The following is a 25,901-nucleotide window of genomic DNA, read 5'->3' on the forward strand; positions in this document are numbered from 1 at the left end:
TAATTTATGAGGATAATATGGTACTTAAGAAGATAATAACCATCATTGCTGTTAGTCTATGTTTTAGCCTGCCAGTCTGTTTTGCGACTACTACCCCAAATAATAATACGATTGCATCAGCTGAATCTATTGAAACACTAAATGCTTGGGCAAGACCTTCGACGTCAACTATTGTTGGCAAACGTAATAATTCGGCAATATATCTTGAGATTGTTAATAATTCTGATACAGATTATAATTTAGTAAATGTTTCTTCCGATGTTGCTAACAAGGTTGAATTACATAAAAGTTTTGTTGACGAAAAAGGTGTTAGCAAAATGGTACAACTTGATAAGCTAGTTATCCCAACCAAAACCAGTGCTGTTCTACAGCCGGGCGGTATGCATATTATGCTTTTGGATTTAAAGACTATACTAACAGTTGGTGATAAATTTGACTTATTCTTATATTTCGATAACAACACTCAGAAGGTTGTACAAGTAGAAGTAAAGACACAATAACTATTATTCATTTTAACCGTTACTTCAAAAGTTATTTAGACAACTTTTGAAGTAGTGATAAGTTAATAGTCGATTCTAAGAAAATACAGCCCGCATGCTGGAGCCTTTGCTCCTGCTGCTTCTCTTTTCTTAGCATCCAGAACTTTTTGGATATCATCTTCCTGCCATATATTACGTCCAACTAATACTAAACTACCAACAATATTTCGAACCATATTATGTAAAAAAGATCGAGCAGAAAAATATATTTTTATTTCTTCATTTTTTTGGGTAATAGTTAATTCAGATAAGGTTTTTATAGGTGACTTTGCTTGGCAGAACTTACCTCTAAATGAACTAAAATCATGATGTCCTATAAGGTAGGAAGCTCCGCGTCTCATTGCTTCAACATCAAGAGGGTATTTTATCCACCAAGCACGATTTAAATCTATTATAACTTGGCTAGGTCTATTGATAATTTTATAGACATAATGACGTTCTAAAGCAGAAAATCTTGCATGAAAATTCCTGTCTACTAGCACACAATCAACTACTGCTATATTATGATATCTGACAAAATAGTTGATAGCCTGCATAACTTTATAAGGGTGCATATATTTCATTAAATCGAAATGTGCTACTTGCCCTAAAGCATGCACCCCTGCATCAGTCCTACCGGCTCCGTGTACTGCTACTATTTCACCAGTAAATTTATAGATACCATCTTCCAGTATTTGTTGAATAGATAAAGCATCACTCTGCTTCTGCCAACCAACAAAAGCAGTTCCTAAATATTCAATAGTAATTTTATATCTATAAAAATCTAAATTCTTAGTGGTCTGCAAAATTGATGGGTTATCATTATCGCTCTCATGATCTTTAATATCATTACCGTGTAGATGAGAATCTAAACCAAAACATAGCCTCATAAAAAATCTCTTCACTCGTTATTTCCAACAGTCTCCTAGGGTCTGTAAAGGTTTCTAATTGATCTATATTTTGGCTCTTTTTTTCTACGAATAAACATGATTTTCTTGAAATAGGTACACTATTCCTTCAAAAATCCTATGTATTCTCACTAAGAAATAGCTCAAAATATAGATCAATTAGAAACCTTTACAGTAATTATAAGAGGGTGACTTGATAGGGTCTTGATTGAAATAGTCGTGTACAGAATAAGTACCCTCTTACAAGGTTTGCCTTGAACAAATTGCAGAAGGGGCTGGAAGCAGCATCCTTGCACAATAAGATGAAGGAGATTATATCATGAGTAAAATAATAGGTCTAGATGTAAGTAAAAAATGGTTTTCAATATTTAAAAGATTTATATGATAGACTTGTTAATAATTTTAAACTAAAAAGGTTGCTATAGTTGCATGTATGCGTAAACTACTTGAAATGTGCCATAAACTTATTCAACAAACACGTTGTTTTGTTATTTAGATAAAAGATAGTTGCTGTCGAAAATAACTAAAGCAGTTCTATATTGGACTCTTTTGGGCTGCTGATAAACAGGATTTTTTTGAAATAGGATTAACTATTTCCGGCAAAAATCTTATTAATTTTCGCTTAAAAATACTCAAAATTTGTAACAGGGTAAAAAATAGATTTTTTTGTAGGTCAAATTTCAGGATTATTGTCTGAGAAATTACATCTGAATTACATCTGAATTTTTTAGTAAGAGTAGAAAACCCTGAAAACTTAGAGATATATGGTGGGCGATGACAGACTCGAACTGCCGACCCTCTCGGTGTAAACGAAAATGCCTGCGGTTCAAAACCACTATCGCCCACCATTTCTTATCAGCCTTCCAGGCTTTTCTGACTCTTACTAAAAATTTCATATGTACACCATATGTAATTTCTCAGACAAAATTCCTGAAATTTAACCTACAAAATAGTCTGCTTTTAAGCTCTAACCCAAAATATCAAAATTATCAGGTTAGATTTGATCTAATAATTATTAAACCTTACGGTATACCAATTATTATCGAGAATGCTTGGTAACATTGTCCTAAAACTTTGGATGCTTTCGGGTTATGATTTTTGTCTCCTGGCTATATATATTCCACTTGAGGTTATTATTAATGCTCCAACAATTGAAAAAATATCTGGTATTTCTTGCCAAATAACTATACTTAAAATTAAAGAAAATAAAACACTGCTATAAGCTAAAATACTCATTTCAGTAGCTAAACCAATTGCTAATCCTTTATTTAATAATATTTGGTGTAAAAGCATCAACAGAGCATTGATTAATAGCAAAACCCAATCCTTTAAAGATACTTGTGTTATAGCAAGATTCATTAAAAACGGTAACATACCAAGAGAAGCTACCCCAAAATAATATACTAACACTCTATCTGAATTTTCTGTTTTTAGTAAATTTTTTATTGATATGAGAGTTAGTGCCATAAATATTCCACTAAACAATCCAAGAATTGCTCCCAAATTTGTAATTTCTCTCGACGGTTTTAATATTAATAAGCACCCGATAAAGCCAATTATTGCTAGAAAAAATAGTTCTCTGTTGATAGATTTATCAATAAAAATGCTAGTTATTAGTAATACCCAAAATGGAGAAAAACTTGTAAGTGTACTGACATTGAAAAGAGACAAGTAATTTACTGACGAAAACATGCAATACCAATACCCTATACCTAATAATCCCCTGGTAATTAGCGCCCAATAATGTTGTGACACTATTAATTTACCCCGAGACCTTATAATTTTTGGTAAGAAAAAGATAGTACAAAGAAAAAATTGTAAAAACACCACTAAAGAAATAGGAGTATTGCTATTAAGAGATTTTACTATACTGGCTTTCATTGCCCCAAGTCCAAATGCACTTAAAATATATAATGTTGCTTTCATAAGTATGCTTTAATCAAGTGTTGTCTACTCTTTTCCCTCTCTTTAATCTGTTTTATCATGTGCTGAGGTAAAACACACAGATTTTTCATGGTATTTTGTAGGGGTAAAATCAATTATTTCGTAATTAGTAATAATTATTAATATAAAATGGATATTCTTTTTATCTATCAACGTACTTCTTTGATGTCTGCAAGAATGATAACCCCTGTTTGTCAATGATTTTTACATATATTTAACATACTTCTGGTTCTAGATATCAACCTATAGTTATGCTCATAGGATTAGGTGATAAAGAACATAACGATTGTAAGTTGTCATTCCCGCGAAGGCGGGAATCTAGATACCTGCTTTCGCAGGTATGACACAAAGTTTGTATCACCTAATTCTATAGGTTTGACTATAGAATCAAGACTAGTAAAAAAACGTCTAATTGTACAATCACTAGGCGTACCATTTTCAAACGGAAAATATTCTCTCAAAGTATCAATATGTGCCTTGCCAAATTCTTCAATCTCCTCCCAACTCTCCGCCCGTGCGGCAACCGCTACTATTGCTAAAAACACTAACTCTATTAAGGGATATGCTATCTTACTTTCTTGTCTATGATCTTCAATATCCCAAAAATGTTCTGCAAAGTTCTTGACGAATTCTCTCTCTCTTAACATCACTATCTCCAAATAATAATTATTTTATTAAGAGATTCTTACGATATTACTCCACTATTTGCAAAAACTTTATTATTAACATTTCTTTACCTTTTGTTCATGAGACCGCCGTGGGGCAATAGTTTATTACAATTTACATAAAAAATCCTGAAATATTAAAACAAACAATGGATTATTTAATAAATGTCAATCAAGGCAAGGCTCATGAATTTAACCGTGAAGTTGGTGAATTTAAACAGGAGCATACCGTTATTCAAAATAAACTCGATAGATTGATGGATTTCTTAGTAGATGGCAGTTTTACTAGAGAAGAATTTTTACGTAAGAAAGCTCAATTAAAGGAAAGACAATATGAATTAACTGAACTAATTAAGAGTTATGACAAAGTAGATGATAAGCTTTCTAAAAAGCTTGCAGACCTTGTATGTATTAGTATAAACGCCTATGAAACTTTTAAAGGTTCGACACTTGATGAAAAAAGGGAATTATTAAATTTTATATTTTCGAACCTAACACTCGAGGGCTGTAACCTGCATTACGTTCTGGCTTTTCCATTCACAGAATTGCAAAAAGTAGCAAACTGTCCCGAATGGCGGATAGGGTGGGATTCGAACCCACGGTACGGTTGCCCGTACGCTAGTTTTCAAGACTAGATCCTTAAACCACTCGGACACCTACCCAGGATAATACATATCAGATAAACTGAAAAAATTCAAGTGTAAATATTTGTATAATATAACAGGGCAGTTTAAAAGTCGCAATCAATGATTAAATATTTTTGCGAATTATAAGCTAATATTAGCTTGAGTTTGGGAAGGAAGGAGAGACAATTGTATTAAGAATAGTAATCTAATATTAAAAGTTTGTAGGATGTTTTGTCGTTGCAACAAGTATACTGCAAGCTCTATAACCTGAATATTAATTACTTTTGGCTAATATGTAAAACGATTGAAAATTTTAAAAAATTGGATGAAAGTAAAAAAAATCTAGGGCGTGTCATCAGTTCAACAAAATTACAGAAGCAGCAAGATGAATAGCCCCCAAAAAGTTTTGAGCCGTTTTATCATAACGGGTTGCAATCGCCCCATATTGTTTAAGCTTAGCAAAAAAATTTTCAATTAAGTGTCGTGCCTTATAAATATCTGTATCCAATTCTATAGTGAAACCTATTGAATTAGGTGATACAAACTTTGTGTCATACCTGCGAAAGCAGGTATCTAGATTCCCGCCTACGCGGGAATGACAACTTACAATAGTTATGTTCTTTATCACCTAATCCTATAGGCATAACTATATTGGAATTTTGCGGTTCTTCCTTGATGGAATTACAGCCACACAACCTTTTTCTTTTAGCCTGTTCCTTACCCGCTCATATGCATCATAAGCCTTATCTGCAAGTACATGAAATCCTTGTGTTAGTTTTTCCATTAGTGCATCACTCCCTTGCAAATCATGTGCCTGTCCTGCTGTTATAGTGAAACCTATTGAATTAGGTGATACAAACTTTGTGTTAACCTTGCGAAAGCAGGTATCTAGATTCCCGCCTTCGCGGGAATGACAACTTACAATCGTTATGTTCTTTATCACCTAATCCTATGAGTATAACACTATCTCTTTCTTTCTATTTTTTTGTCTAAAATTTGGGAACCATTATAGTTTTTCAGTTTATCATGATTTCTGATATTTTTAGTATAAATTCTTTATAGCAAAATCTATTATTGCTTGAAAATTTTACAATTAAAAGATGTGAAAACTATAAAAATTACATCTGAAAATTAAGATTTTAGGAAGAAATTGAAAAACCGTGAACGGTCACGGAGACTGTTGGGTTAGCTGTATAATTGAAAGCTTTTTACCTTAAAGCTCTTTCTATGGTAAGGCGAAAGACCATGAAAGTGTATAGCATTTAGATGCTCTTTCGTCCCATAACCGAAGTTCTTATGCCACATATATTCTGGAAATTCTTTGGCATACTCAAGTAGCAAACGATCTCTAGTAACTTTTGCAATAATAGATGCAGCTCCAATAGAAATCGATAAATTATCGCCATTTACTATACTAATAAATCTTGAATCGTCAAATTTCATGTTACCATCTATTAATACTGTATCTGGTTTAACAGAAAGATTTGCTACTGATATAGTACAAGCCTTCTTAGTTGCTTCAAGGATATTAATTATATCTATCTCATCGTGATACACTATACCAACAGACCAAATATAATTCTGAGTTATTTGTTCATATAACAAATTCCTCTTTTCTCTAGTAAGTTTTTTGGAATCTTTAATACCATTTATGATTTTTGTTTGATCAATGATGACAGATGCAGCTACTACAGGCCCGACTAACGGTCCTCTACCAGCTTCATCTACTCCAGCTACTAATCCAAAATATTTTTGTTCTAATGCAAACATAATACCTTCTATTTTTTATCCAGAATTCCTTTCTATAGCTAACCAGCTAAGGTTCTAGATAATCTCTCCGATCATTGCGAGGGAGCCACTTCAGTGGCGACGAAACAATCCAAAAAATGATTCCAGATTTGGATTGCTTCGTCGGCTTACGCCTCCTCGCAATGACATTTAGGAACTTATAACAATATCAAGAACTTATTCACTTACCTTACGCATAATCCACACGGCAATTTAAAAGGCGTCATTGCGAGACCACGTGAGTGTAGTGGCAATTGTAAGTTGTCATTCTTAGCAACGGTACATAGTGTCCGGGTAAAATTTTGTCCCAAGGTTTAAAGGTGGCATAAGTCCTAAAGTTCAGGTATAATACCTGTTAACACAACTTTAAAAAGGATTTATGCCATGTATCAACATAGCACATTTGGGGTAATTGTAAAATTATTAGATAGAGAAATAATATCAAAATTAGTAAAGAGCCATCAAAGTGATAAGTATAGCAAGAAATTTAGTACATGGAATCATTTAGTAACTATGTTATTTGGTCACTTTACTGATTGTCGAAGTTTGCGTGACCTAGGCTCTTATATCTTAAAAAAGTGTTATAAGTAGTTATAAGAGGGTGACTTGATAGGCTCTTGACTGTGAAATAGTCGTACACAGAATAAGTACCCTCTTACAAGGTTTGCTTTGAACAAATTGCAGAAGGGGCTGGAAGCAGCAGCCTTGCACAATAAGATGAAGAAGTATAATATTTTTGTCCTACTTGGCATAACCTCTCTCTTTTAATTTGAGAGATTCTTATACTCTATTTCCGGATAATTACCTTGTTACCAATTATGATCATATACCATGTTATCGACAAATTTCAAAAAAGTCTATTGTATATGATCATAAGAAGTGCAATAATATAGTGACGATTAAAATAGTTATTTGATTTTTATGAGATTAATAAAGCTCTTCTTCCTTATTGTATCTTCTTTTTTAATGTCTGGTTGTGATAACAAATCTCAAGATAAGAACTTAATAGTTGCAACTTCTGCAGATAATCCACCTTATGAATTTATTCAAAATGGGCAGATAGTAGGACTTGACATTGATATTATTAATGCTATAGGAGAAAAACTAGAAAAAAAAGTTATAATTAAAAATTTTGATTTTAATGGCTTACTTGCATCCTTGGCTAGCGAAAATGTTGATATAGTGATCGCTGGATTAACAGTGACCGAAGAGCGTAAAAAACACATTAGCTTTTCAGAATCTTACGTAACAACTAACGTGTCAGTGTTATATAGAGCAACAGATGATTTAAAGGTGGTTGAAGATTTGGATAATAAAGTTGTTGGTGTACAACTTGGTACAACATGGGCGGTGATAGTTCAGGATTTAGCCAAGCAGTTTAATATTAGGACAAATTATTTATCAAATAATTTAATGCTAGTTGAAGAATTAAAGTCAAAAGTTATAGATGTGGTGGTACTAGAGGAATCACAATCTAAGAAATTTATTGAGAATAATCCTGATTTTGCTAGTTTTAGTTTAACAGAGTTCTCATCTGAACTTGCTATCGCTATGCCAAAAGATTCTAAACTTGTTGAAAATGTTAATAAAGCTATTAGTGAATTAAAAAAAGATGGTACAATTAGTCGTATTACTAAAAAATGGCTTCAATAGTGAATTCCGAACAATTTAAACAAGCTCTTAGTACTTTGCCTACTGGCGTTACTATTATCACTACTTTATACAATGAAAAGCTATTTGGCTTTACTGCAGACTCCTTTACCTCGGTTTCCTTGTTACCACCATTGGTATTGTTTTGTCTTGATAAAAAATCCTTTAGTATCAGTGCTTTTGCTGGTAGTGAGTATTTTGCTGTTAGTATTTTAGCCGAAAATCAAGAGGATATTTCTAGGCATTTTTCTAAGTTTAATACGGATAAATTTGCTGGTGTTTCATATGATTTAGGACAAACTAGTAATTGTCCTTTGATTAAAGGAGCCGTTTGCCATGTTGAGTGCAACAAGTTTAGTCAATATGAAGTGGGGGATCATGTTATATTGATTGGTCAAGTGATAAGTACTATGGTGAATAGTAATGTAAAACCACTAGTACATTGTTTAAGACAATATAGAGGATTAAAATGAGTGTTGCTATAGGTATTTGTGGTGCTACCGGTAAAATGGGACAGATGATAATTCAAAAAATAAATGGATTTAATAGTTGTATGCTTTCTACAACATTTTCTAGGAAAAATAACATAGATGATCTTGCTGAGTTTTGTAGTAAATCTGAGGTGATTATCGATTTTTCTAGTAACGAGATATTGGAAAAATTGCTTGATTGTGCCATTATGCACAACAACAAATTAGTTATTGGCACTACTGGTTTGACTAACCATCAGCTTGATCGTTTACATGAAGTTTCCAAAAATTTGGCAATATTCTATTCAGCTAATATGAGTTTAGGGGCAAATTTACTGGCGATGTTGGCAGAAAAGGCGGCAGAAATTCTAGATAATACTTACGATATAGAGATTTTAGATTGTCACCATCGTATGAAAAAAGACGCGCCGTCTGGTACGGCTATAATGTTAGGTAAGGCTGTGGCAAAAGCTAGAAACTTAGATTTTAATCAATGTGCGATATTTGATCGTACTGTAAAAGAGCAAAGACAGGCTGGTGAAATTGGCATTGCTTCTATTAGAGGGGGACATTTACATGGAGAACATCAGGTGTTATTTTTAGGGGATAACCAAACCATTACTCTAAAACATCAAGGATCAAGAGAGTCCTTTGTTGATGGGGCGATTCGGACTGCCATTTGGATATCTGATAAGCCTCCTGCCCTTTATTCAATGAGCGATATGTTTCCAACGCTTCAGAGGTTTTGACTATTAAAAGTTTTGTACTATTTACAGATGTACATGTTGACATATACTCCTAATAGGAGTATAATTGCTTATATTATATTGATGATTAATTATAGGAGTCACAATGTCTCGTAGATGTGAGCTTAGTGGAGTTGGTGTTTTACACGGTAATAAAGTGTCACACTCACAAAGAAAAACTAGAAGACGCTTTGAGCCTAATCTGAGAGTGGTAAGGTTTGCAAGTGATCTTACTGGGCAAGAATATAGGCTTTCGGTAAATGCCAAATGTTTGCGTTCTGTTGAGAAGGTAGGTGGTTTTGATGAGTATATGCTTAAAATATCAAGTGATATACTTTCAGATAAAGCACAAGTAATAAAAAGAAAGATAGCTGAGAAAAAAGTTGGTGCTGCATTATGAAAGCTGGAATACACCCAAAATATAAGAAGTTCAAAATTATCATTAGTAATGATGTTTTTGAAACAAATTCCGGTGGTTATGCAGAAGAAATTCTGATGGATGTTGATTATAGGAAACACCCAGCATGGACTAAAGAATCTGGAAATATTGTTAACCAATCTAATAAAAATGTCAGTGACTTTAATAAAAAGTTTGCTGGTCTTAATTTTGGTAAGAAAGCCTAGCCAAGTTTTGCTTATTTCGGAAGTTGTAGTGTACCATCTTGGCTAACAAAAATAAAAACCAATCCTTGAATGGGTGTTATCGTGGGGTGGAGCAGTCTGGTAGCTCGTCAGGCTCATAACCTGAAGGTCGTTGGTTCAAATCCAACCCCCGCAACCAACCATAACGGTATTGTTGTCTTTAGATAGCCTCTCCGTTAAAAGTGCTAAAAATTAAGAAATTAACACCTTAGCAAAAAATTCTTGTATAAAATTTGAAGTTTAATTTTTTTGGCTCAAATTTTTGCTATAAAAAGCTAATTTTTAGAAAATTCTTGTATTTAATTTTCTTTTATCGACTAGTTTTTATGTAGAAAAATTTGTTTTGAGAAGATGTCTAGCAATATACCGTAAGTTCAATCCTACAACGGAAATTAACGGATTAATATATCTCCTATCACTCCTTTTAAGTAGTCTCCCCGTCAAAAGTGCAAAAAATTAAAAAATTAGCAGCTTAGCAAAAAATTTTTTGTATAAAATTTTAGAGTTTAATTCTTTTGATGTAAATTTTTAATATAAAAAGATGATTTCTAGAAATTTTTTGCACGATGATTTGTTAACGATTTTGTAATCGTTTGATTAATTTTCTTTTATTGAGTCATTTTTATGTAGAAAAATTTGTTTTGAGAAGGTGATTACCAATACACCGTAAGTTCAATCCTACAGCGGAAATTAACGGATTTATTATATCTCCTATTACTCCTTTTAAGTAATTTCTGCCAACTCTACCATAATGCTTAAGGTGTCCTATTATCGGCTCTATAGCACTTCTTCTCTTGATCATTGCCTTATCATCTGAGGATAGCTTCTTCTTGCAATATGGGCTATACACCTTGTCTTTTTCTTTAAAATTATTCCCCTTATAGCCTAAATCAACAAATGTCCTGGCTATTCCCACTCCTGTTAATTTCTTTACAACCTCTACAGTCTGCGATAATGTATGACCATCATATGGATTGCCATGAAATGATTTGGCCGCTAATACAAAATTACCTCGACCACTTACTGCTATCGAAACCTTGTTACCAAACTCATAGGGTTTGTTTAATTTCCCTTTACCTATGCACTCTACCTCCGGTGCGTGAAAACTATATAATACTTTATTATCCTCCTTATATCGCTCTTTCTCTGCTTTACTCAGTATAGATTGTGCCTGAATCTTTTTAATCTTATTTAGTATTTCTTGCTGCTTTAATGACAAACTTAACTTTGTTTTTGCTATTTCTCGCTGACATATTCTTATTAAACGACCCAGCAATATCTTTAAATGTTGCATTACCTTCTTACGTTTTTTGGCTTTACTATTATCCTTATATTTCCATAATTTTACTATGTCTTTTTTATATTGCTTGGCATATGTCTCATGTAACTTAATGCCTAAAGTATGACATAACTTTACTAGCTCTATTCTTGCCTTATCCATCAAATACACATCATGAGGATACTTAATATTCTTAATTTGTACTGTAGTATCAACGATTATCGATGCTAAGTCTTTTTTTTTAAGCACTCCGACTTTGCAACCAATTCTTGTTAATTCTTTTAATATCTCATTATATCCTTCTTCCCCTAATATAGCACGAAACCTTCGTATACTAGCTTCTGATATCTCAGCATCTTTCTGCAAATATTCCCAACCACAAAAATATTGCCAATATACGTTCTCTCTCAGCTCTTCTTCAGCTGCAGCATCTGACAGGTTATACATCGCTTGCAGCATAGTTACTCCAAGTAATAACCTGTGACATCTGCGATTCCTACCAAATTTCTTGATATTAACATTTGTCAATAACCATTCCTCTAAAACAGTCCAATTTATTAACGATCTTAATTTATATAACTTGTTATTAGGGTTTAATTCTTCGGTCAATTTATAACCAAAAAGCTGTCCTTGTTTTTGGGATTTTATTATATCTTCTATCGGCATAATTCATACAATCCATAAGGTTTCTGCCAATATTATAGCATTTTCTTATGGATTATCTAGATATTTTTACCCGCTAACCATATTATATATTATCCTTCTAGACTTTTGACGGGGAGACTATCTATATTATCTCTTATGTCTACATCCTTTTTGACGAAGCAACTATTTAATTATCCTCATTGTTAGTTGCTTGTTGTTCTTTACTCAGATGATTCCGCTTATTAAAAGCTATGATCTCAGTAAGTAACATATTGAGATATATTTTTATCTCTTCTGAAAAAAATACTCCCTGCAATATTTCTTCTTCTTTCTTAGCATTTATATTAATAAGCTCTTTTAATTCTTGGTGCAGCAGTTTTGCTACCTCTATATCCTGGCTAAAAGTGTTGGGAAAGTCCTTAGTCTTCTTGTCAAGATGATCAATGTTAACCCTAATATTGTAAAGCCACTTGATAGAAGTCATGATTAATAGTATTAGCACAATGAGTATACCAACTACTGAGAACATTAATAGTTGTATTGTATTATCCATGTTAGTCAACCTTTGTTTATCTTAATTATATAGTTATGCTCATAGGATTAGGTGATAAAGAACATAACGATTGTAAGTTGTCATTCCCGCGAAGGCGGGAATCTAGATACCTGCTTTCGCAAGGTTAACACAAAGTTTGTATCACCTAATTCAATAGGTTTCACTATAATATGTCTACGTGGGAATCAGGGCAGTTTAAAAGTCGCAACTAATGATATAAAATACTAGATTTTAGAAACGAATAACCGTCATCGCGAGCCACGAAGTGGCGTGGCGATCCAAATAAACAGCTTGCTGTTTTATTTTTACCGCTGCAATTTTTTGGATTGCCGTGTCGTAGCGAAGCGGCTCCTCGCAATGACGTTTATGCATTTCTCAAAACAGATTCTTATATCATTAATTGCGACTTTTAAACTGCCCTGACGTGGGAATGACATCTTTTTCGTTGAAACAAATGACTCAATACTAATCGGATTAGCTACACAAAACTGCAAAAAGAATAATGGAGTTTGACTAGTTGAAGAAATTCGTATATGATCATAGTTAACACCTCAATAAAGGTTGCAATTTAATAGCAATGCTATTGGATTAATTTCACCAGTAAGTACTTTCGAGTTCGGAAAATTTCTAGGTACTTACTAGTTTATAACTCCAAATGTAACATTCAAGCTCTAGCCTTATTAATACGCTGGATGCTTGAGTGTTACACTGGTTTTTTTAGTTTGAGATTTACCAAAATGTCTTTTTGGTTTAAAAAAATTAGTCAGTAATTACTGATTTCTTTTTTTATAATCTCATTCCATTTTTGCAGTCTAATATAGTTACTTTGGGGTGTCAAGAAAAAATATTCCTATTGTGGGAATATTTTGTTTTTACTTAATCCTTGAATTCCTAACATGACTCTTGTTAAAGAAATAAAACAATTTTTAAAGTCAAAATTTAAAGAACTTAAATTAACAAGAAAAGACTTTTCTGAGCAAAGTGGCATTCCTTATAATAGTATTACTAATATTATGAATGAATTAAAGTCTAGTCCCAAAATGTATAATATATTTAAAATAGCCCACTACTTTAAATGCTCTATGGATGAAGTGGTAGGAAGAAATCAATATGTTTCTTTACCTAATACAAAAAGTCCAGAATTTTTTGAAATTATACCAACTGATATTACTTTTAATATAAAAAAGTTTCTGATTGATAAAACAAAGGAACACAATCTAAATTTGTATAAACTAGGTATGGATATAGGGTTTAGTAGTGGGTCTTTACATAGTTTTGTTAATAAAGAACAAAAAACTTTGAATAGCCAAATCGTAGTAGCCCTAGCAGATTATTTTCAAGTATCGCTAGATGAAATAATTGGCAGAATTAAACCTACTACTTCTGATAATGATAAACCTTCCCTTTAATTGTTTACAGTAGTTATTCTATATTCCTACTGCTGCCCTTTACCCTCAAGCCCTTTGGTACCATCTAGCTTTGCATTAACTAAAGATATTTTACTAACAAAAGCCCCAATAAAATTAACATTTGTTAAATCAGTATCATTAAAATTTGTATTATAAAGTTTAGCAGATTCTAAATTGCTGCCAATAAGCGACGATTTACTGAAATCTGCATTACTTAGATTTGCCATAGTTAGATCAGTATTCTGTAATATACAACTCTGAATTATAGCATTAGATAAATCGATATCTTTAAGAATAGAACCTGAAAAAATAGTTTGCTTAAATACCAGACCTGACAAATTTAAACTTTGTAAATTGATATTTGATAAGTCTTTCACCTGCTCTAAATCCTTTACAGAATGTATAGTATTTACTGACTTAAATTTATAAAAGTCCTGACTATTTAACACAATATTTCTATTGAAATCTGAGTTAATAAAATTACAATCTTTATATCTCACATTATTTAATTGAGAATTTATGATTGGCGAACTATCAAAAGCGACTCCTGATAAATCTGAATTTATGATGACTATTTGATAGAAATAGTTGTTAACAAACTTTATCTCATTTAAAACAGTATTTTGTATCAGTGTTTTAGTAAAATTCACCTTATTAAATTGAGTATCAGAGAAATTAGAGTTTATTAATTCACTATTGGTCAAATCAGAATTAATAATAGTTGCTTGCTTGACATAACTATTATTTAATAATATGCCAGTAAGATTACTATTCTCAATATCAGCATTAGCAATATTAATTTTATTTAATTTAAGAAAAATGCCATGGCAGTTCTTTATTAATATATCCTTGATATTAGTGTCATTAAAGTGAGCGTTATCCATTACACTATTTTGAATTTGCACTCGTTTCAATTGCACATTATTAAAATTGGTATTTTTTAAATTACAATTTTCAATAATTGCATCGGCAAAACCTGCAAATTGAAAAGAAGAGAAAGAGAATAACGAGTTAGTAAGCTTTATGTTTTTTAATTGAGCTTGATTAATAATAGCATGAGTAAAGTCTGAATTGTTAATAACCGCTCCAGTAAAATCCACTCCCGTTAAATCTACAGATTCACAATAACAATCAGTTATATTGACATAATTAGCTAGTATTTGCCGCAAATCTGTCCCATAAAAAATAGAGTGTGATATAACTGCCTTTTTAAAACTACTTTCCCTTAAATTGCTTTTCTGGAAATTAGATTTACTGATAATAGCATCATCAAATATGGTTTTAGTAAGATTTGCATTTTCAAAATTAACATTTTCTAAATTAGCCTTAACAAAGTCAGTGTCCTCAAAATTTGATTGAATAAAATTACTATTTTCCAAATGGGCATTTTCAAATATAGATGCTTGAAAATCTACACCATAAGCTGATATATTTTTTAATATAGCATTAGAGAGATCACTTTCTTGAATTATAGATTTTGTAAGAGTTGTATTCTCAAAATTTGCTCCTGAGAAATCCACCCGTGATATTTCACAGAAACTTAAATCAACACCAGAAAGATCCTCATTTATCAGTTTAACACCTACTAGCTTTAAGCCCCTAAGATTTGAACCAAATTTATTTTTAATATTTACTCGTACCTTATTTTTATTCTGCTCTGCTATATAATTTCTAATAATAAGACTCTGGCTATTAGATAACAAACCATTTGCATCTCTTGAGGAATCCGAACATCCGGTAAGGAATAAAAGCAAAGTTATAATAATTAATCTTATTTTGAGATACTCAAATGATTTGAAGCATTTGAATATTTTATAAGACATTCTTTCTGCCTTTTATATAAGAATATATAGAAGAAAATATTAAGATTTTTACTAAGCCAGTAGGTATAAATATTATAAACCCGCTATAAATAGCCTGTTTAACTCCTATAATTGTTGCTAACCAACTAACTCCCAAAAAGTAAATTATAATGTGTCCTACAAGACAGGCACAAAACATACTCAAATGACGTGAGTATGCTCCGGTAAACTCTTTAGAAAACTTATTTTTAAGTATACTCATCACAGGGGTAGCAATTAAGAATCCTATAAAATAGCCACATGTTGTACCAAGAAAATAATCTAAGCCACCTGACATTTTGCTAAACATTGGTAGCCCTACTATGCCAGCCGTAATATAAGCTAAAACCGTAACAAAACTAAGTCGTGAGCTATAAGTAAAAGCAATAATACTAATCAGCACAGTATTCATGATTATCGGTACTGGCTTGAGAGGAATAACAATTTGTGCCCCAGCAAACAGAGCGACTACCCCTATTATTACTTTAGCAATTACAACATAGTTATTAGCTATAACAGTTGATAAAATTTTCTTATTCGTAATTGTCATGAAAATCCTCATCATTAAATTTATTAGTAGGAATATGTAAATTGAGTAATTTCAATTTACGATGTAAAGCTGAACGTTCCATACCTACAAAGGCTGAGGTCTTGGAAATGTTATTATTAAACCGATTCATCTGAGCAGCTAAATATTGCTTTTCAAAAATCTCCCTTGCCTCTCTTAATGGCATGATCATCATATCAACATTATCTTCCTGCTTTTCAGAACTAGAGTCATTAACCAGAATTTCTGGTGGTATCATAGTTGGTTTGATCATTTGGTTACTATTTGAAGATAGTGGATTCATGATTAAAGTCCACTCTATTACATTACGTAATTGCCTTATATTACCTGGCCAACTATAAACTTGGAAAGCTGCAATTGTATCATCAGAAAACTCCCGTATTTTTAAACCAGAGAACTTAGAAAGTTGCTTAACAAAATACTTCACTAATGCAGACATATCATCCTTTCTATCATATAAAGATGGGATTTTTAGGGAGATAACATTTAATCGATGATATAAATCCTCTAGGAGTTCACCTCTACTTACCTCTTCTTGTACAATCTTAGAAGTTGCAGCAATAATCCTTATATCTAGTTTTATTGGTTTACTTCCTGGCTTATGAAATATTTGGTCTTGCAAAAATTTAAGTAATTTTACTTGTACCGAAACTGGTAAACCACTAATTTCATCTATATACAAAGTACCATTATTTGCTACTTCTAATATTGAAGGGCGTCTAATGCCCTGGTTATCTATTCCTTTAAATAATTCTTGATGAACCCGTTCAGGCTCCATACATACAGGACTAAAGATTACGAAAGGTGTATTAGCCCTTTTTGATTTTTTATGAATTAATCGAGCAGCTAGTTCTTTACCACTACCAATTTGACCTTGAATAAATACTCTACTAGTAGCCAAAGCAGCTTTCTCAATATCAGCCTTAAGTTTGCCTGTAATGTGAGAGTTACCTATAAGCTCAGTTTTATCAATAACTTTTGATTTTAGATCAAGATTCTCACGCTTTAACTTAGTTGTCTCACAGGCTCTTTTTAACAAGATAACTAGTTTATCATGACTAAACGGCTTTTCTAGATAGTCATAAGCACCCATTTTAATAGCATTTACTGCCGTTTCAATATTACCATGCCCGCTGATGACTATCACAGGCATTAGCGGATAACGTTTTTTTACTATCTCCAAAATTCCAAGTCCATCAAGCTCACTACCCTGCAACCAAATATCTAAAATAATTGCTGATGGAGTTCTCTCTTGGAGTATTTTAAAAGCTTGAATACTATTAGCAGCAGTTTTGGTAGTAAACCCCTCCTCCTTTAAAATATCTGAAACTAAATCTCTAATATCTGCTTCATCATCAACAACAAGAACCTCTATGGACATCAAATTTTCCTAAAACTAATTATTGAAATTATAGGTTAATAGCTAATATAAAAGAAATCAACTAATTTTTATAACATTTTTGCCACATAATCAAAACTATATACTCAAATGATTTGAATAATTGGATTTAAAAATGAGGTACAAAAGCACACGCCTAGGCGATGCACACAAAATTAGTGAGAGAGATTGGCTTAAGTCATGATAACAACTCCCTTATCATATCTGGTAATTTTTCTACTTTACTGACATCCGTGCCACCTGCTTGGGCTATATTAGCTTGACCACCGCCACCACTACCGCCAAGGAATATAGAGATTTCTTTAGCCAAATTACCAGCATGTATCTTATTACTGATTTTTCTACTAACCGCAACTGTAATCGATAATTTACCAGAATTATGCCCTGCACTACCACCAACCTCTTTAGATTTTTCCGGCATAGCTATATATATAATTACAAGGTTATCAGACTTATCAACTATTCGTTCAGCAGATAAGCGTAATATTTTAGTGTCCAAATTATGTATTATCTTATAAATAAATTGTATATCGGAGACACTGACTGATTCTTTAGCAATTTGCTCAATATTCAAGTCAAGCATCGAGACCTGAAGGGCTACTAACTGATCTTCTAATTGTTTTTTACTAGCAATTAGACTATTAACTTTCTCAATAATTTCATTCTTACCTATTTTTAAGGTTGCAGATATGTTTTCAATCACCGCATCATTCTGCCTGATTAATTTTAAGACAAATTCACCGCAAACAGCTTCTATCCTTCGAACGCCAGCTGCAATAGCATGTTCGCTGGTAATTTTAAATATCCCAATGTCACCGGTTCTAGTAACATGGGTACCACCACAAAGTTCCAGTGAGTTTAGTTCAAGCGGATTGCCCATTGCTACCACCCTTACTTCAGAATCATATTTTTCACCAAATAAAGCCATAGCACCTGCCTTAATAGCTTCATCTGTTGACATTAATGTTGTAGTAACTTTCGAATTATCAGTAATAATCTGATTTACTTTATCTTCTATCAAGATAATTTCTTCTATCGTCAATGCTGCCATATGGCTAATATCAAAGCGTAGACGATCATGTGCTACGAGCGACCCTTTCTGCGTTACGTGTTTACCCAGAACTTGATGTAATACTGCATGTAATATATGAGTTGCAGAATGATGAATTCTTAAGTTATTACGATACTTGACATCAATAGCAAAATCGGCACTATCTCCAACCTTGATGTTTGCCCCTTCCTGAAAAACACATATATGAGCAATTATTGAACCAAGATATTTTACAGTATCTACTACTCTAATTTTACTGTTAGTAGATTTAATATAACCTATATCACCCATCTGTCCACCAGACTCCCCATAAAAAGGAGTTTGATTACTAATTAAAATGAATTTCTCCTCACTAGCTTCTATAGTATCAACTAATTTATTATCTTTAATTAGAGCTAATATCTTACCTTCCGCCTCATTCAAATAATAACCCAAAAATTCGGTACTACCAAATTCTGCTTTAATATCAAACCACATCTTATCTGTTTTAGACTCATTCGAACCTAACCAAGATTTTCTTGCCCTTTCTTTTTGCTCTTGCATCTTACTATTAAAGCCATCAAGATCAACTGAGATTTGTTTACCTTTTAATATATCTTCAGTTAAATCAACCGGAAAGCCATATGTATCATATAGTTTAAAGACTATTTCTCCTGAAAGTTCTGAGTTATTACTAAGATGCTTTGTTTCATCATCCAGTAGTTTAAGACCTCGTTCAAGAGTTGCTTTAAATCTTATTTCTTCCTGTTCCAGAATATTACTGGCAAAATCCTCAGCCCTTCTCAGTTCAGGATAAGTTGTTCCCATAATATCTACTAATTTAGGTAGCAATCTATACATCAAAGGCTCACTACTACCAAGTATATGTGCATGCCTCATACTTCGACGCATAATACGCCTAAGTACATAGCCTCTACCTTCATTTGATGGCATGATGCCATCACTAATTAAGAAAGCACAAGCACGTAGATGATCGGCAATAACCCGATAAGAAAACTTAGCCTCTCCTTCCACCTTAACTTTTACTATATTCTCGGTATAGGCGATTATTTCCTTAAATAAATCTGTGTCATAATTGTTATACACGTTTTGCATCACAGCACTAATACGCTCTAACCCCATTCCTGTATCAATAGATTTTTTAGGCAATTCAATCCTAGTATCACTATCTAATTGTTCAAATTGCATAAAGACCATATTCCAAATCTCAATGAAACGATCCCCATCTTGATCTTCCGTCCCTGGCAACCCACCTTTTATCTGTTCTCCATGATCATAAAAAATTTCTGAACATGGTCCACAAGGTCCGGTATCTCCCATTGACCAGAAATTATCAGTGGTTTTTATTTTAATAATTCGGTCATCGCTTAAATTAGCAATTTTTTTCCAATATGTAACTGCTTCTTCATCAGTATGATAAACCGTTACATATAGTTTTTCTTTGGCTATAGCAAATTCCTTGGTTAAAAGATTCCAAGCATGATATATTGCTTCTTCCTTAAAATAATCCCCAAAAGAAAAATTGCCCAACATTTCAAAGAATGTATGATGTCTTGCGGTATAGCCAACATTCTCAAGATCATTATGCTTACCACCAGCCCGTAGTGATTTCTGGCTAGTAACCGCTCTTTGATAATCTCTATTTTCTTGACCGGTAAAAACATTTTTAAATTGCACCATCCCAGAATTAACAAACATTAAACTAGGATCATTATGAGGAATAAGAGAACTAGCTGGAACGTGCAGATGATTATTGGCAACAAAATAACTTATAAATTTACTTCTAATTTCTTCAGTGGTAAGTTTAGTCATGAGTAAATAATCCTTGGAAAAATATTTTGTTTAATTTTATATCACATTAATATATCTACACTAAGTATATCAACTCATTTAATTTGCAATAAGTGTATTTTTTTATTTTGAGTATATAGGCTAACCAGATTAACATTTAGCCATAGTAATACTTCCGTCATTGCGAGGAGGCGTAAGCCGACGAAGCAATTGTAAATTGTCATTCCCGCGTAGGCGGGAATCTAGATACCTGCTTTCGCAAGGTTAACACAAAACAGGATTGCTTCGTCGCTACTAAAGTAGCTCCTCGCAATGACGGAGTAATGTTAGCCCTGGTTAGCTATAAAATTCATCCTTTCTGTATGACAATATATCATAAAAATCAACTACACTAATAGATATATGCAAATTATTTGATGAATTGTTAGCTATACAACAAATATTATACATATTTTTAAATCGCCAAAAAAATACTAAAGATACTTAGTGGAAGAATTATCACATGCTATAATAAACTTTTTATAGCTAACCCTATTAGCATTTAGCCAGTAAACTGGCGTCATTGCGAGACCACGTAGTGGTCGTGGCAATCCATTTCTAATCAGTTTTATGGATTGCTTCGTCGACCTAAGGTCTCCTCGCAATGACGTATTTGAATTGTAGAGTACTGTTTAGTCTGCTTAACTATAAAAGTTTTTATTAATTATAAGTTATGGTAATTCAACAACAACTCTATATTTCTTTGACATAAGTTACCTACCAGCAAGATTGGACACAGTCATTGGTCTACGGAATGGTCAACAAGTTCTGCACTGTCTACAGTAGTGTCTTTTAAGGGCAAATCAAACTCAATGGCGAAAGCGGATTTTTCATCAGCAGTGAAACAGCCTGCTGAGACTAATGTACGCTTCCAAATTTCAAAAAACATTTCAGGTGAGCAAGCTTCTTTAAGATCTTGTAAATAAGTACGCTTTTCAAGGAAATTCAAACCCAGGAAGAAGCCCGAGCTATCTAATAAAACATGTTTTGGCATACCTTTATAACTATCCACGGTAACCTGCTGCAACTCTTTATCAGAATAAAGCTTCCATAATTCAGGCATTAATATAGTTTCTTCTTGATAAAAATGCAGAAGATTGTGAGACAAAAACTGATCATATGAGGAGCAGATGTGGCAGCCCTGTATAACCCGTGCTTCATCATCCACTGTTTTTATCGCAGTTTCAAAAAGCCCCTGAAACTCCATCAGTTCATCTTGCTGGTTGAAATGCACTTGTTCAACATGCTTATGCACGGTTGATCCTTTTTTATTAAACAGTGGGGTAAAATATTTCTCCTCTTTTTGTGCATGCATTTTTAGATCAAATACAATATTATCAAAAGAACCTTTAATACTAGTTACATCTCCTATTTTCCGAAAATCTGTTTTACCTAGCTTTTCTCCGAACTGGTACAGCTCCTTACGAATGAACTTATGTACACTTCTATACAAATCATATCTTAGCACTGTCATTTTATTATGCTCCTTGACTAAATTGGAAATTTATATTTTAATGTAATATCGACCCCGTTGCAAATTTTTTTTACAGGAATATTCGGCATTGCCCAATAACTATAGATAGAAGTGTAATATTTTACTTACTTTATGCTGCGTTTTTGAGTCCAGAAAGCTGGTATATGCAATGACAAGAAATGAATTAATTAAGCTAGTTCATCTAGCTATTATATCTTATGATAATAAAATTCTCTTAATGAAGCGTGCGAACACTAGTGCCTTTGCTGGTTATTTTGCTCTTCCAGGAGGCAAGATAGACAGGAATGAATCTCCAAAAATTGCTGCCCAAAGAGAAGCTAGAGAAGAGATTGGAATATTACCTAGATTAGATGAAATTGATTTGATATTAAGTCCATATTATAGTGAGAATTTGGAAAATAAGGAGAAATATTTGAATTATTTCTATAGAATAAATAACTTTATAGGTATAATTTCAAATAAAGAACCCCATTTATGTAAAAAACTTGCTTTTTTTTCTTTCGATAATATCCCTCAACCTATTGTACCTTTTATAAAACCTTGTTTAGAAAATTTAATGCAACTTATTATTAAAAAAAATGCTAAAGATACTTAGTGGAAGGATTATCACATGCTATAATACACTTTTTATAGCTAACTAAATATAAGTTAAGTACTAATTTATGGTTAATATATTCAATCGACTAAAAATGCAAGTTTTTATAAAAATGTTGCACAAACTTATAGCATATTTTTTGTACAGAAAAAATATTATTATCCTAATAGGAGATAAAGGTACATTTCTTTGTGCTTTGGTTCATGATCAAGTTGTAGGTAGTTTATTTATATCTGCTGGAAAGCAAAATGAATTAGACTCCTATAAAGAATTTTTTGCTAAATTCAAGAAACATTATGTTTTCTTCTTATTAAGCGGTTCTGAATGTCAATTACGCCATGAACTAGTACCTGTACTACATTCAATAGTAAAAACCAATCCTGTGAGGAAGTTTATTGAAGAGTATTTTCCTGCAGATTATATGGTTGGTTACACTGTCTATAATATCAATACTAGCCCTAGTGAGGTGTGGAATACTATGATTGTATCTAGTCCTTATACACCTCCTTTAAATAAACTACTTGAAAATCTGCTGATAAATAATAGCCAAAAGTTTGGAGGAGTTTATTTTTTATCTTTAGAGTTGCAAACAATTATCAATAAAATTGTAAAAAATGTTGAGAATAATAAATATAGTGAATATTTACAAATTTTTGTATGTATTTTAAATAGCAGTGGCATTAAACTTATTGTTAAACACCAAGGTAATATAATCTCAAAACAAACATTTGACTACCCATCTGATAAGTCAGACTTATATATTCAGGGTATAATCGAACAAGAAGTGGAAGATTGTTTGATATCTTGTAAAAACTATATTGATAGTCTAGCCCTTAAAGTTTGTATAATTCTCATAGTAGACCAAAATTTAAAGTTGCTGTTAGAACAATCCAGTTTTGGTGGACATCCAGTAATATGTAAGTCCAATGATATATTAGGTAAGAATAACAAATTTTCAGATGGTATGATCGTCAAATTATTTAATGAACAAAAAAGCTTTCTAGCCTCTAACCAATATTTAGACTCGATAGCTAAACTCAATATTATCAGCTCTTTAGTTTTTAAACCACTCATTACTATACTAATAATATTGATATTTGTTGCATCTGCTATCAAAGTTAAAACCGTAGCAAATTACAAAAAATTGGATATTTTAAATTCACATTATTTTAGTACTGAACAAGATTATTATAACGTTAAGCAAACCTATCCATATCTTCAAAACGCCACTAATTTAGCTGATTTATATGTCTTTGAATCATTATTGCAAATGCCCGTACCAATACCATTTGATTTGTTCGAAAAGTTTTTAACAACTTTGCCACCTAACATGCATCTAGAAGAGATTAAATGGCAAAGGTTGGATCTAGATAATACGCTGTCATCATCTAATCAGTATATACAAATCGAGATGTCATTAAAACTTATTGCTAATGATATGTTAATTGAAGATGCTACTAAATTCTTAGAACAAAACATTGCAAATTTTAGTGAAACATTTAGCAATATGGATATTAATTTTACAATATTTACTGACCAAATATTAGATTTACCTAATAGAGTGGTAATACCGGCATCAGTTATTATTATTAAAAAGAAAGGATAAAAGATGCTTAAAAACTTTATTATTCATCTAAAAAATGTTATTTTTTTTAAATTTGTTATATGTTGTCTGTGTATCTCTACCATTTTATGGTTGCTGCAAAGTCTCAATAAAGATTATATGGAGTCGATTGCCAAGAATCACAATATTGAGGAATCTTTAGCTCAAGAAACGTTAAAGCTATATTCTATAATAAATTCAAAACATAAAATACTAGAAACATATGCAAGATATTCGAAACTATTATCTATTTCTGCTAGGCAAAGTTGTTTAGAGCGAGCAAGATTAATAATGGAAATTGATAGTTTATCAAAAAAATACAATCTAAATGAGCCGATTACCATATCTATTAAACAAGAATTCTTAAGTGGTGTTAGGTCAGAGGTGGCAACAAGGCAAGATACTATAAGGATAAAGAATTATGATGTTTACATAAGATTCGCTACTAAAGATTTTATAACCTTTTTGACAGTTATAAAAGAAATATACTCTTGTATGCCAGAAAATACTATTGTACTATCTATAGACGTAAAAAAAGAAAATGTATTAGAACCCAAGGTTATTTATAAACTATCAACAGAAAGAACACCTGATATTTTTTTTACAAAACTTAACATGCGTATAAGAGAAATAACAGTAAATAAATAAGATTATGGATATCTTCAACAGTACAAATGTTTCTATATGCAGAAAAAGCATATGTGAAGAGTTAATTAATAATATAACAAAACAAGCATGTTTAACACTTGCTAATATAATAGCTATTGATTACGAAATTAGACTAAAATTAACACCTGAAATTAAGGTTCATATAGGTAATTGTATTGGTAAATTACGAACTTTCTTTGGTCAGAAAGTTATTACAGATGATAGTTTTTCAACAGTTCTAATGTTGTTTTCGGTAGCAATCTCTCCGGATGCGGTAGACTATCAGGATAGAGATAATATTCTAAACAAATCAGAAGATATAGTAATTGGTGCACTAATAAATACAAATTTTGGTGAGGCAAATTCTGAAGAGAGGGGAGTAATAAAACAAGTGATAAAAGATTTGTTGGCAGCAAAAAATAGTTATGAATTAACAAATTTCATCCAAGTTGAACCAGAAATATTTCGCACAACGGTAATGCATGCAGTAAAAAAATATCAAAATCCCAGAGAGGTAAGTGATAATGTGCGATTGGAAATGAATAGAATAGTAACTGTTACAGCAAAACATAATAAGAAAATGGAAATATTTAAACAAGCAACCAGCAAAATTATAACTGCTATTAGTGTTTTAGCAGTTGGGGCTATTAGCGTTGCAACAGCTGGGGCTACATTTGCTTTTATGGTAGTACCGGCTTCTATTCTCGCAATAGAATATGCTCCCAAAATAGGTGAAAAAATTGGTGGGATGATTCTCAGTACTGATAAATCCATGAGTGAGCAAGAGCAAAAAATTACTACTCTAAAAAATAATTTGTCAAAAAATAATAAAGAATTTTTGAGCAAACAACAATCAGTAGAGTATAATGCCGCTAAAGAACATCTATTAAATAGTGAGGTAAAGTCTGTAATTAATCAAAAATATAACAAATTAGATATAATAAAGACTCAGGTACAGCCTAACTTACCTAGTAGAAAATCTCCACAAAATAGCCAATCTTCAGGACAGGTTAAACAAAGGTAACAAT

25 protein-coding genes, 3 tRNA genes and 2 pseudogenes are annotated in these 25,901 nt (G+C 32.2%); 14 read left to right on the plus strand and 16 right to left on the minus strand.

What is annotated here, in order from left to right; translation table 11 throughout:
- Window positions 1-17 precede the first annotated feature (17 nt).
- On the plus strand, window positions 18-500 hold the full coding sequence (locus ACQH2P_RS00370; RefSeq protein WP_425362559.1) for a copper chaperone PCu(A)C: 483 nt from the start codon (window positions 18-20) through the stop codon (window positions 498-500).
- A 62-nt stretch (window positions 501-562) separates the two neighbouring features.
- On the opposite strand, the gene truA is transcribed toward ACQH2P_RS00370, so the two are convergent.
- The 7 genes and pseudogenes from truA to ACQH2P_RS00405 all read right to left on the minus strand — a co-directional run bounded on the left by truA (window position 563) and on the right by ACQH2P_RS00405 (window position 6,431).
- Complete coding sequence (gene truA, locus ACQH2P_RS00375; RefSeq protein WP_425362560.1) at window positions 563-1,408, minus strand: tRNA pseudouridine(38-40) synthase TruA; 846 nt, start codon at window positions 1,406-1,408, stop codon at window positions 563-565.
- 783 nt (window positions 1,409-2,191) lie between these two features.
- Window positions 2,192-2,270: transfer RNA gene (locus ACQH2P_RS00380), tRNA-OTHER, on the minus strand.
- A gap of 245 nt (window positions 2,271-2,515) precedes the next feature.
- Window positions 2,516-3,352: a DMT family transporter gene (locus ACQH2P_RS00385; protein ID WP_425362561.1), complete on the minus strand. Its 837-nt coding sequence runs from the start codon at window positions 3,350-3,352 to the stop codon at window positions 2,516-2,518.
- Between the two features lie 464 nt (window positions 3,353-3,816).
- Window positions 3,817-4,017: pseudogene (locus ACQH2P_RS00390) on the minus strand (transposase family protein); the annotation flags it as partial.
- Window positions 4,018-4,607: 590 nt separating this feature from the next.
- Window positions 4,608-4,697, minus strand: a tRNA-Ser gene (locus ACQH2P_RS00395).
- A gap of 319 nt (window positions 4,698-5,016) precedes the next feature.
- Window positions 5,017-5,445, minus strand: a pseudogene (locus tag ACQH2P_RS00400) (transposase).
- A gap of 401 nt (window positions 5,446-5,846) precedes the next feature.
- Window positions 5,847-6,431, minus strand: a complete 585-nt coding sequence (locus tag ACQH2P_RS00405; RefSeq protein ID WP_425362562.1) for a ribonuclease HII — start codon at window positions 6,429-6,431, stop codon at window positions 5,847-5,849.
- A 402-nt stretch (window positions 6,432-6,833) separates the two neighbouring features.
- Here ACQH2P_RS00405 and ACQH2P_RS00410 point away from each other — a divergent pair, with 402 nt between their 5' ends.
- From ACQH2P_RS00410 to ACQH2P_RS00440, 7 genes are all read left to right on the plus strand, one after another.
- On the plus strand, window positions 6,834-7,040 hold the full coding sequence (locus tag ACQH2P_RS00410) for a DUF4372 domain-containing protein (protein WP_425362563.1): 207 nt from the start codon (window positions 6,834-6,836) through the stop codon (window positions 7,038-7,040).
- 330 nt (window positions 7,041-7,370) lie between these two features.
- Complete coding sequence (locus ACQH2P_RS00415; RefSeq protein WP_425362564.1) at window positions 7,371-8,102, plus strand: ABC transporter substrate-binding protein; 732 nt, start codon at window positions 7,371-7,373, stop codon at window positions 8,100-8,102.
- Window positions 8,090-8,572 carry a flavin reductase family protein gene (locus tag ACQH2P_RS00420; protein ID WP_425362565.1) on the plus strand — a complete coding sequence of 161 codons (483 nt, stop codon included), beginning with the start codon at window positions 8,090-8,092 and terminating at the stop codon, window positions 8,570-8,572. Before ACQH2P_RS00415 ends, ACQH2P_RS00420 begins: the two co-directional genes overlap by 13 nt.
- Window positions 8,569-9,318, plus strand: a complete 750-nt coding sequence (gene dapB / locus ACQH2P_RS00425) for a 4-hydroxy-tetrahydrodipicolinate reductase (protein ID WP_425362566.1) — start codon at window positions 8,569-8,571, stop codon at window positions 9,316-9,318. The genes ACQH2P_RS00420 and dapB overlap by 4 nt, the downstream gene beginning before the upstream one ends.
- A 103-nt stretch (window positions 9,319-9,421) precedes the next feature.
- A complete protein-coding gene (gene rpmB, locus ACQH2P_RS00430; protein WP_425362567.1) occupies window positions 9,422-9,715 on the plus strand; it encodes a 50S ribosomal protein L28 in 294 nt (97 codons plus the stop codon).
- Complete coding sequence (rpmE, locus tag ACQH2P_RS00435) at window positions 9,712-9,939, plus strand: 50S ribosomal protein L31 (protein ID WP_341757110.1); 228 nt, start codon at window positions 9,712-9,714, stop codon at window positions 9,937-9,939. The genes rpmB and rpmE overlap by 4 nt, the downstream gene beginning before the upstream one ends.
- Before the next feature lie 80 nt (window positions 9,940-10,019).
- Window positions 10,020-10,096 (plus strand) — tRNA-Met (locus tag ACQH2P_RS00440).
- A 483-nt stretch (window positions 10,097-10,579) separates the two neighbouring features.
- Here ACQH2P_RS00440 and ACQH2P_RS00445 read toward each other — a convergent pair.
- On the minus strand, window positions 10,580-11,902 hold the full coding sequence (locus tag ACQH2P_RS00445) for an IS5 family transposase (RefSeq protein ID WP_425362501.1): 1,323 nt from the start codon (window positions 11,900-11,902) through the stop codon (window positions 10,580-10,582).
- Between the two features lie 166 nt (window positions 11,903-12,068).
- On the minus strand, window positions 12,069-12,434 hold the full coding sequence (locus ACQH2P_RS00450) for a hypothetical protein (protein WP_425362568.1): 366 nt from the start codon (window positions 12,432-12,434) through the stop codon (window positions 12,069-12,071).
- Window positions 12,435-12,485: 51 nt separating this feature from the next.
- Here ACQH2P_RS00450 and ACQH2P_RS00455 point away from each other — a divergent pair, with 51 nt between their 5' ends.
- Window positions 12,486-12,662, plus strand: a complete 177-nt coding sequence (locus ACQH2P_RS00455; RefSeq protein WP_425362569.1) for a hypothetical protein — start codon at window positions 12,486-12,488, stop codon at window positions 12,660-12,662.
- 3 nt (window positions 12,663-12,665) lie between these two features.
- Here the strand turns inward: ACQH2P_RS00455 and ACQH2P_RS00460 are convergent, their stop codons facing one another.
- Window positions 12,666-12,806, minus strand: coding sequence for a hypothetical protein (locus tag ACQH2P_RS00460; RefSeq protein WP_425362570.1), 141 nt, complete (start codon window positions 12,804-12,806; stop codon window positions 12,666-12,668).
- 524 nt (window positions 12,807-13,330) lie between these two features.
- Here ACQH2P_RS00460 and ACQH2P_RS00465 point away from each other — a divergent pair.
- On the plus strand, window positions 13,331-13,843 hold the full coding sequence (locus tag ACQH2P_RS00465; protein WP_425362571.1) for a helix-turn-helix transcriptional regulator: 513 nt from the start codon (window positions 13,331-13,333) through the stop codon (window positions 13,841-13,843).
- Window positions 13,844-13,869: 26 nt separating this feature from the next.
- Here ACQH2P_RS00465 and ACQH2P_RS00470 read toward each other — a convergent pair whose 3' ends face one another.
- From ACQH2P_RS00470 to ACQH2P_RS00495, 6 genes are all read right to left on the minus strand, one after another.
- Window positions 13,870-15,666 carry a pentapeptide repeat-containing protein gene (locus tag ACQH2P_RS00470; RefSeq protein ID WP_425362572.1) on the minus strand — a complete coding sequence of 599 codons (1,797 nt, stop codon included), beginning with the start codon at window positions 15,664-15,666 and terminating at the stop codon, window positions 13,870-13,872.
- On the minus strand, window positions 15,656-16,234 hold the full coding sequence (locus tag ACQH2P_RS00475; protein ID WP_425362573.1) for a biotin transporter BioY: 579 nt from the start codon (window positions 16,232-16,234) through the stop codon (window positions 15,656-15,658). The genes ACQH2P_RS00470 and ACQH2P_RS00475 overlap by 11 nt, the downstream gene beginning before the upstream one ends.
- Window positions 16,218-17,636 carry a sigma-54-dependent transcriptional regulator gene (locus ACQH2P_RS00480; RefSeq protein ID WP_425362574.1) on the minus strand — a complete coding sequence of 473 codons (1,419 nt, stop codon included), beginning with the start codon at window positions 17,634-17,636 and terminating at the stop codon, window positions 16,218-16,220. The genes ACQH2P_RS00475 and ACQH2P_RS00480 overlap by 17 nt, the downstream gene beginning before the upstream one ends.
- A 193-nt stretch (window positions 17,637-17,829) precedes the next feature.
- On the minus strand, window positions 17,830-20,514 hold the full coding sequence (gene alaS, locus ACQH2P_RS00485; RefSeq protein WP_425362575.1) for an alanine--tRNA ligase: 2,685 nt from the start codon (window positions 20,512-20,514) through the stop codon (window positions 17,830-17,832).
- Between the two features lie 452 nt (window positions 20,515-20,966).
- Window positions 20,967-21,137 (minus strand): hypothetical protein, encoded by a 171-nt coding sequence (locus tag ACQH2P_RS00490; RefSeq protein WP_425362576.1) that lies wholly within the window; start codon window positions 21,135-21,137, stop codon window positions 20,967-20,969.
- Between the two features lie 134 nt (window positions 21,138-21,271).
- Complete coding sequence (locus tag ACQH2P_RS00495; protein ID WP_425362577.1) at window positions 21,272-22,000, minus strand: hemerythrin domain-containing protein; 729 nt, start codon at window positions 21,998-22,000, stop codon at window positions 21,272-21,274.
- Between the two features lie 175 nt (window positions 22,001-22,175).
- Between ACQH2P_RS00495 and ACQH2P_RS00500 the strand changes: the two genes are divergently transcribed.
- The 4 genes from ACQH2P_RS00500 to ACQH2P_RS00515 all read left to right on the plus strand — a co-directional run bounded on the left by ACQH2P_RS00500 (window position 22,176) and on the right by ACQH2P_RS00515 (window position 25,897).
- Window positions 22,176-22,622: an NUDIX domain-containing protein gene (locus tag ACQH2P_RS00500; RefSeq protein WP_425362578.1), complete on the plus strand. Its 447-nt coding sequence runs from the start codon at window positions 22,176-22,178 to the stop codon at window positions 22,620-22,622.
- 112 nt (window positions 22,623-22,734) lie between these two features.
- Window positions 22,735-24,228 carry a hypothetical protein gene (locus ACQH2P_RS00505; RefSeq protein ID WP_425362579.1) on the plus strand — a complete coding sequence of 498 codons (1,494 nt, stop codon included), beginning with the start codon at window positions 22,735-22,737 and terminating at the stop codon, window positions 24,226-24,228.
- Between the two features lie 3 nt (window positions 24,229-24,231).
- Complete coding sequence (locus ACQH2P_RS00510) at window positions 24,232-24,873, plus strand: hypothetical protein (RefSeq protein WP_425362580.1); 642 nt, start codon at window positions 24,232-24,234, stop codon at window positions 24,871-24,873.
- Window positions 24,874-24,877: 4 nt separating this feature from the next.
- The gene (locus ACQH2P_RS00515; RefSeq protein ID WP_425362581.1) at window positions 24,878-25,897 is read left to right on the plus strand and encodes an RP853 family protein; all 1,020 of its coding nucleotides are present in this window, start codon (window positions 24,878-24,880) and stop codon (window positions 25,895-25,897) included.
- Window positions 25,898-25,901: the final 4 nt, after the last annotated feature.

The sequence above is a fragment of the Candidatus Tisiphia endosymbiont of Hybos culiciformis genome (assembly GCF_964030975.1).
Classification (GTDB): domain Bacteria; phylum Pseudomonadota; class Alphaproteobacteria; order Rickettsiales; family Rickettsiaceae; genus Tisiphia.

Coding starts and splice junctions, on each gene's coding strand:
- ACQH2P_RS00370 (WP_425362559.1), top strand. CDS start 18: ATGGTACTTAAGAAGATAATAACCATCATTGCTGTTAGTCTATGTTTT.
- truA (WP_425362560.1), bottom strand. CDS start 1,408: ATGAGGCTATGTTTTGGTTTAGATTCTCATCTACACGGTAATGATATT.
- ACQH2P_RS00385 (WP_425362561.1), bottom strand. CDS start 3,352: ATGAAAGCAACATTATATATTTTAAGTGCATTTGGACTTGGGGCAATG.
- ACQH2P_RS00405 (WP_425362562.1), bottom strand. CDS start 6,431: ATGTTTGCATTAGAACAAAAATATTTTGGATTAGTAGCTGGAGTAGAT.
- ACQH2P_RS00410 (WP_425362563.1), top strand. CDS start 6,834: ATGTATCAACATAGCACATTTGGGGTAATTGTAAAATTATTAGATAGA.
- ACQH2P_RS00415 (WP_425362564.1), top strand. CDS start 7,371: ATGAGATTAATAAAGCTCTTCTTCCTTATTGTATCTTCTTTTTTAATG.
- ACQH2P_RS00420 (WP_425362565.1), top strand. CDS start 8,090: ATGGCTTCAATAGTGAATTCCGAACAATTTAAACAAGCTCTTAGTACT.
- dapB (WP_425362566.1), top strand. CDS start 8,569: ATGAGTGTTGCTATAGGTATTTGTGGTGCTACCGGTAAAATGGGACAG.
- rpmB (WP_425362567.1), top strand. CDS start 9,422: ATGTCTCGTAGATGTGAGCTTAGTGGAGTTGGTGTTTTACACGGTAAT.
- rpmE (WP_341757110.1), top strand. CDS start 9,712: ATGAAAGCTGGAATACACCCAAAATATAAGAAGTTCAAAATTATCATT.
- ACQH2P_RS00445 (WP_425362501.1), bottom strand. CDS start 11,902: ATGCCGATAGAAGATATAATAAAATCCCAAAAACAAGGACAGCTTTTT.
- ACQH2P_RS00450 (WP_425362568.1), bottom strand. CDS start 12,434: ATGGATAATACAATACAACTATTAATGTTCTCAGTAGTTGGTATACTC.
- ACQH2P_RS00460 (WP_425362570.1), bottom strand. CDS start 12,806: ATGCATAAACGTCATTGCGAGGAGCCGCTTCGCTACGACACGGCAATC.
- ACQH2P_RS00465 (WP_425362571.1), top strand. CDS start 13,331: ATGACTCTTGTTAAAGAAATAAAACAATTTTTAAAGTCAAAATTTAAA.
- ACQH2P_RS00470 (WP_425362572.1), bottom strand. CDS start 15,666: ATGTCTTATAAAATATTCAAATGCTTCAAATCATTTGAGTATCTCAAA.
- ACQH2P_RS00475 (WP_425362573.1), bottom strand. CDS start 16,234: ATGACAATTACGAATAAGAAAATTTTATCAACTGTTATAGCTAATAAC.
- alaS (WP_425362575.1), bottom strand. CDS start 20,514: ATGACTAAACTTACCACTGAAGAAATTAGAAGTAAATTTATAAGTTAT.
- ACQH2P_RS00500 (WP_425362578.1), top strand. CDS start 22,176: ATGACAAGAAATGAATTAATTAAGCTAGTTCATCTAGCTATTATATCT.
- ACQH2P_RS00505 (WP_425362579.1), top strand. CDS start 22,735: ATGTTGCACAAACTTATAGCATATTTTTTGTACAGAAAAAATATTATT.
- ACQH2P_RS00510 (WP_425362580.1), top strand. CDS start 24,232: ATGCTTAAAAACTTTATTATTCATCTAAAAAATGTTATTTTTTTTAAA.
- ACQH2P_RS00515 (WP_425362581.1), top strand. CDS start 24,878: ATGGATATCTTCAACAGTACAAATGTTTCTATATGCAGAAAAAGCATA.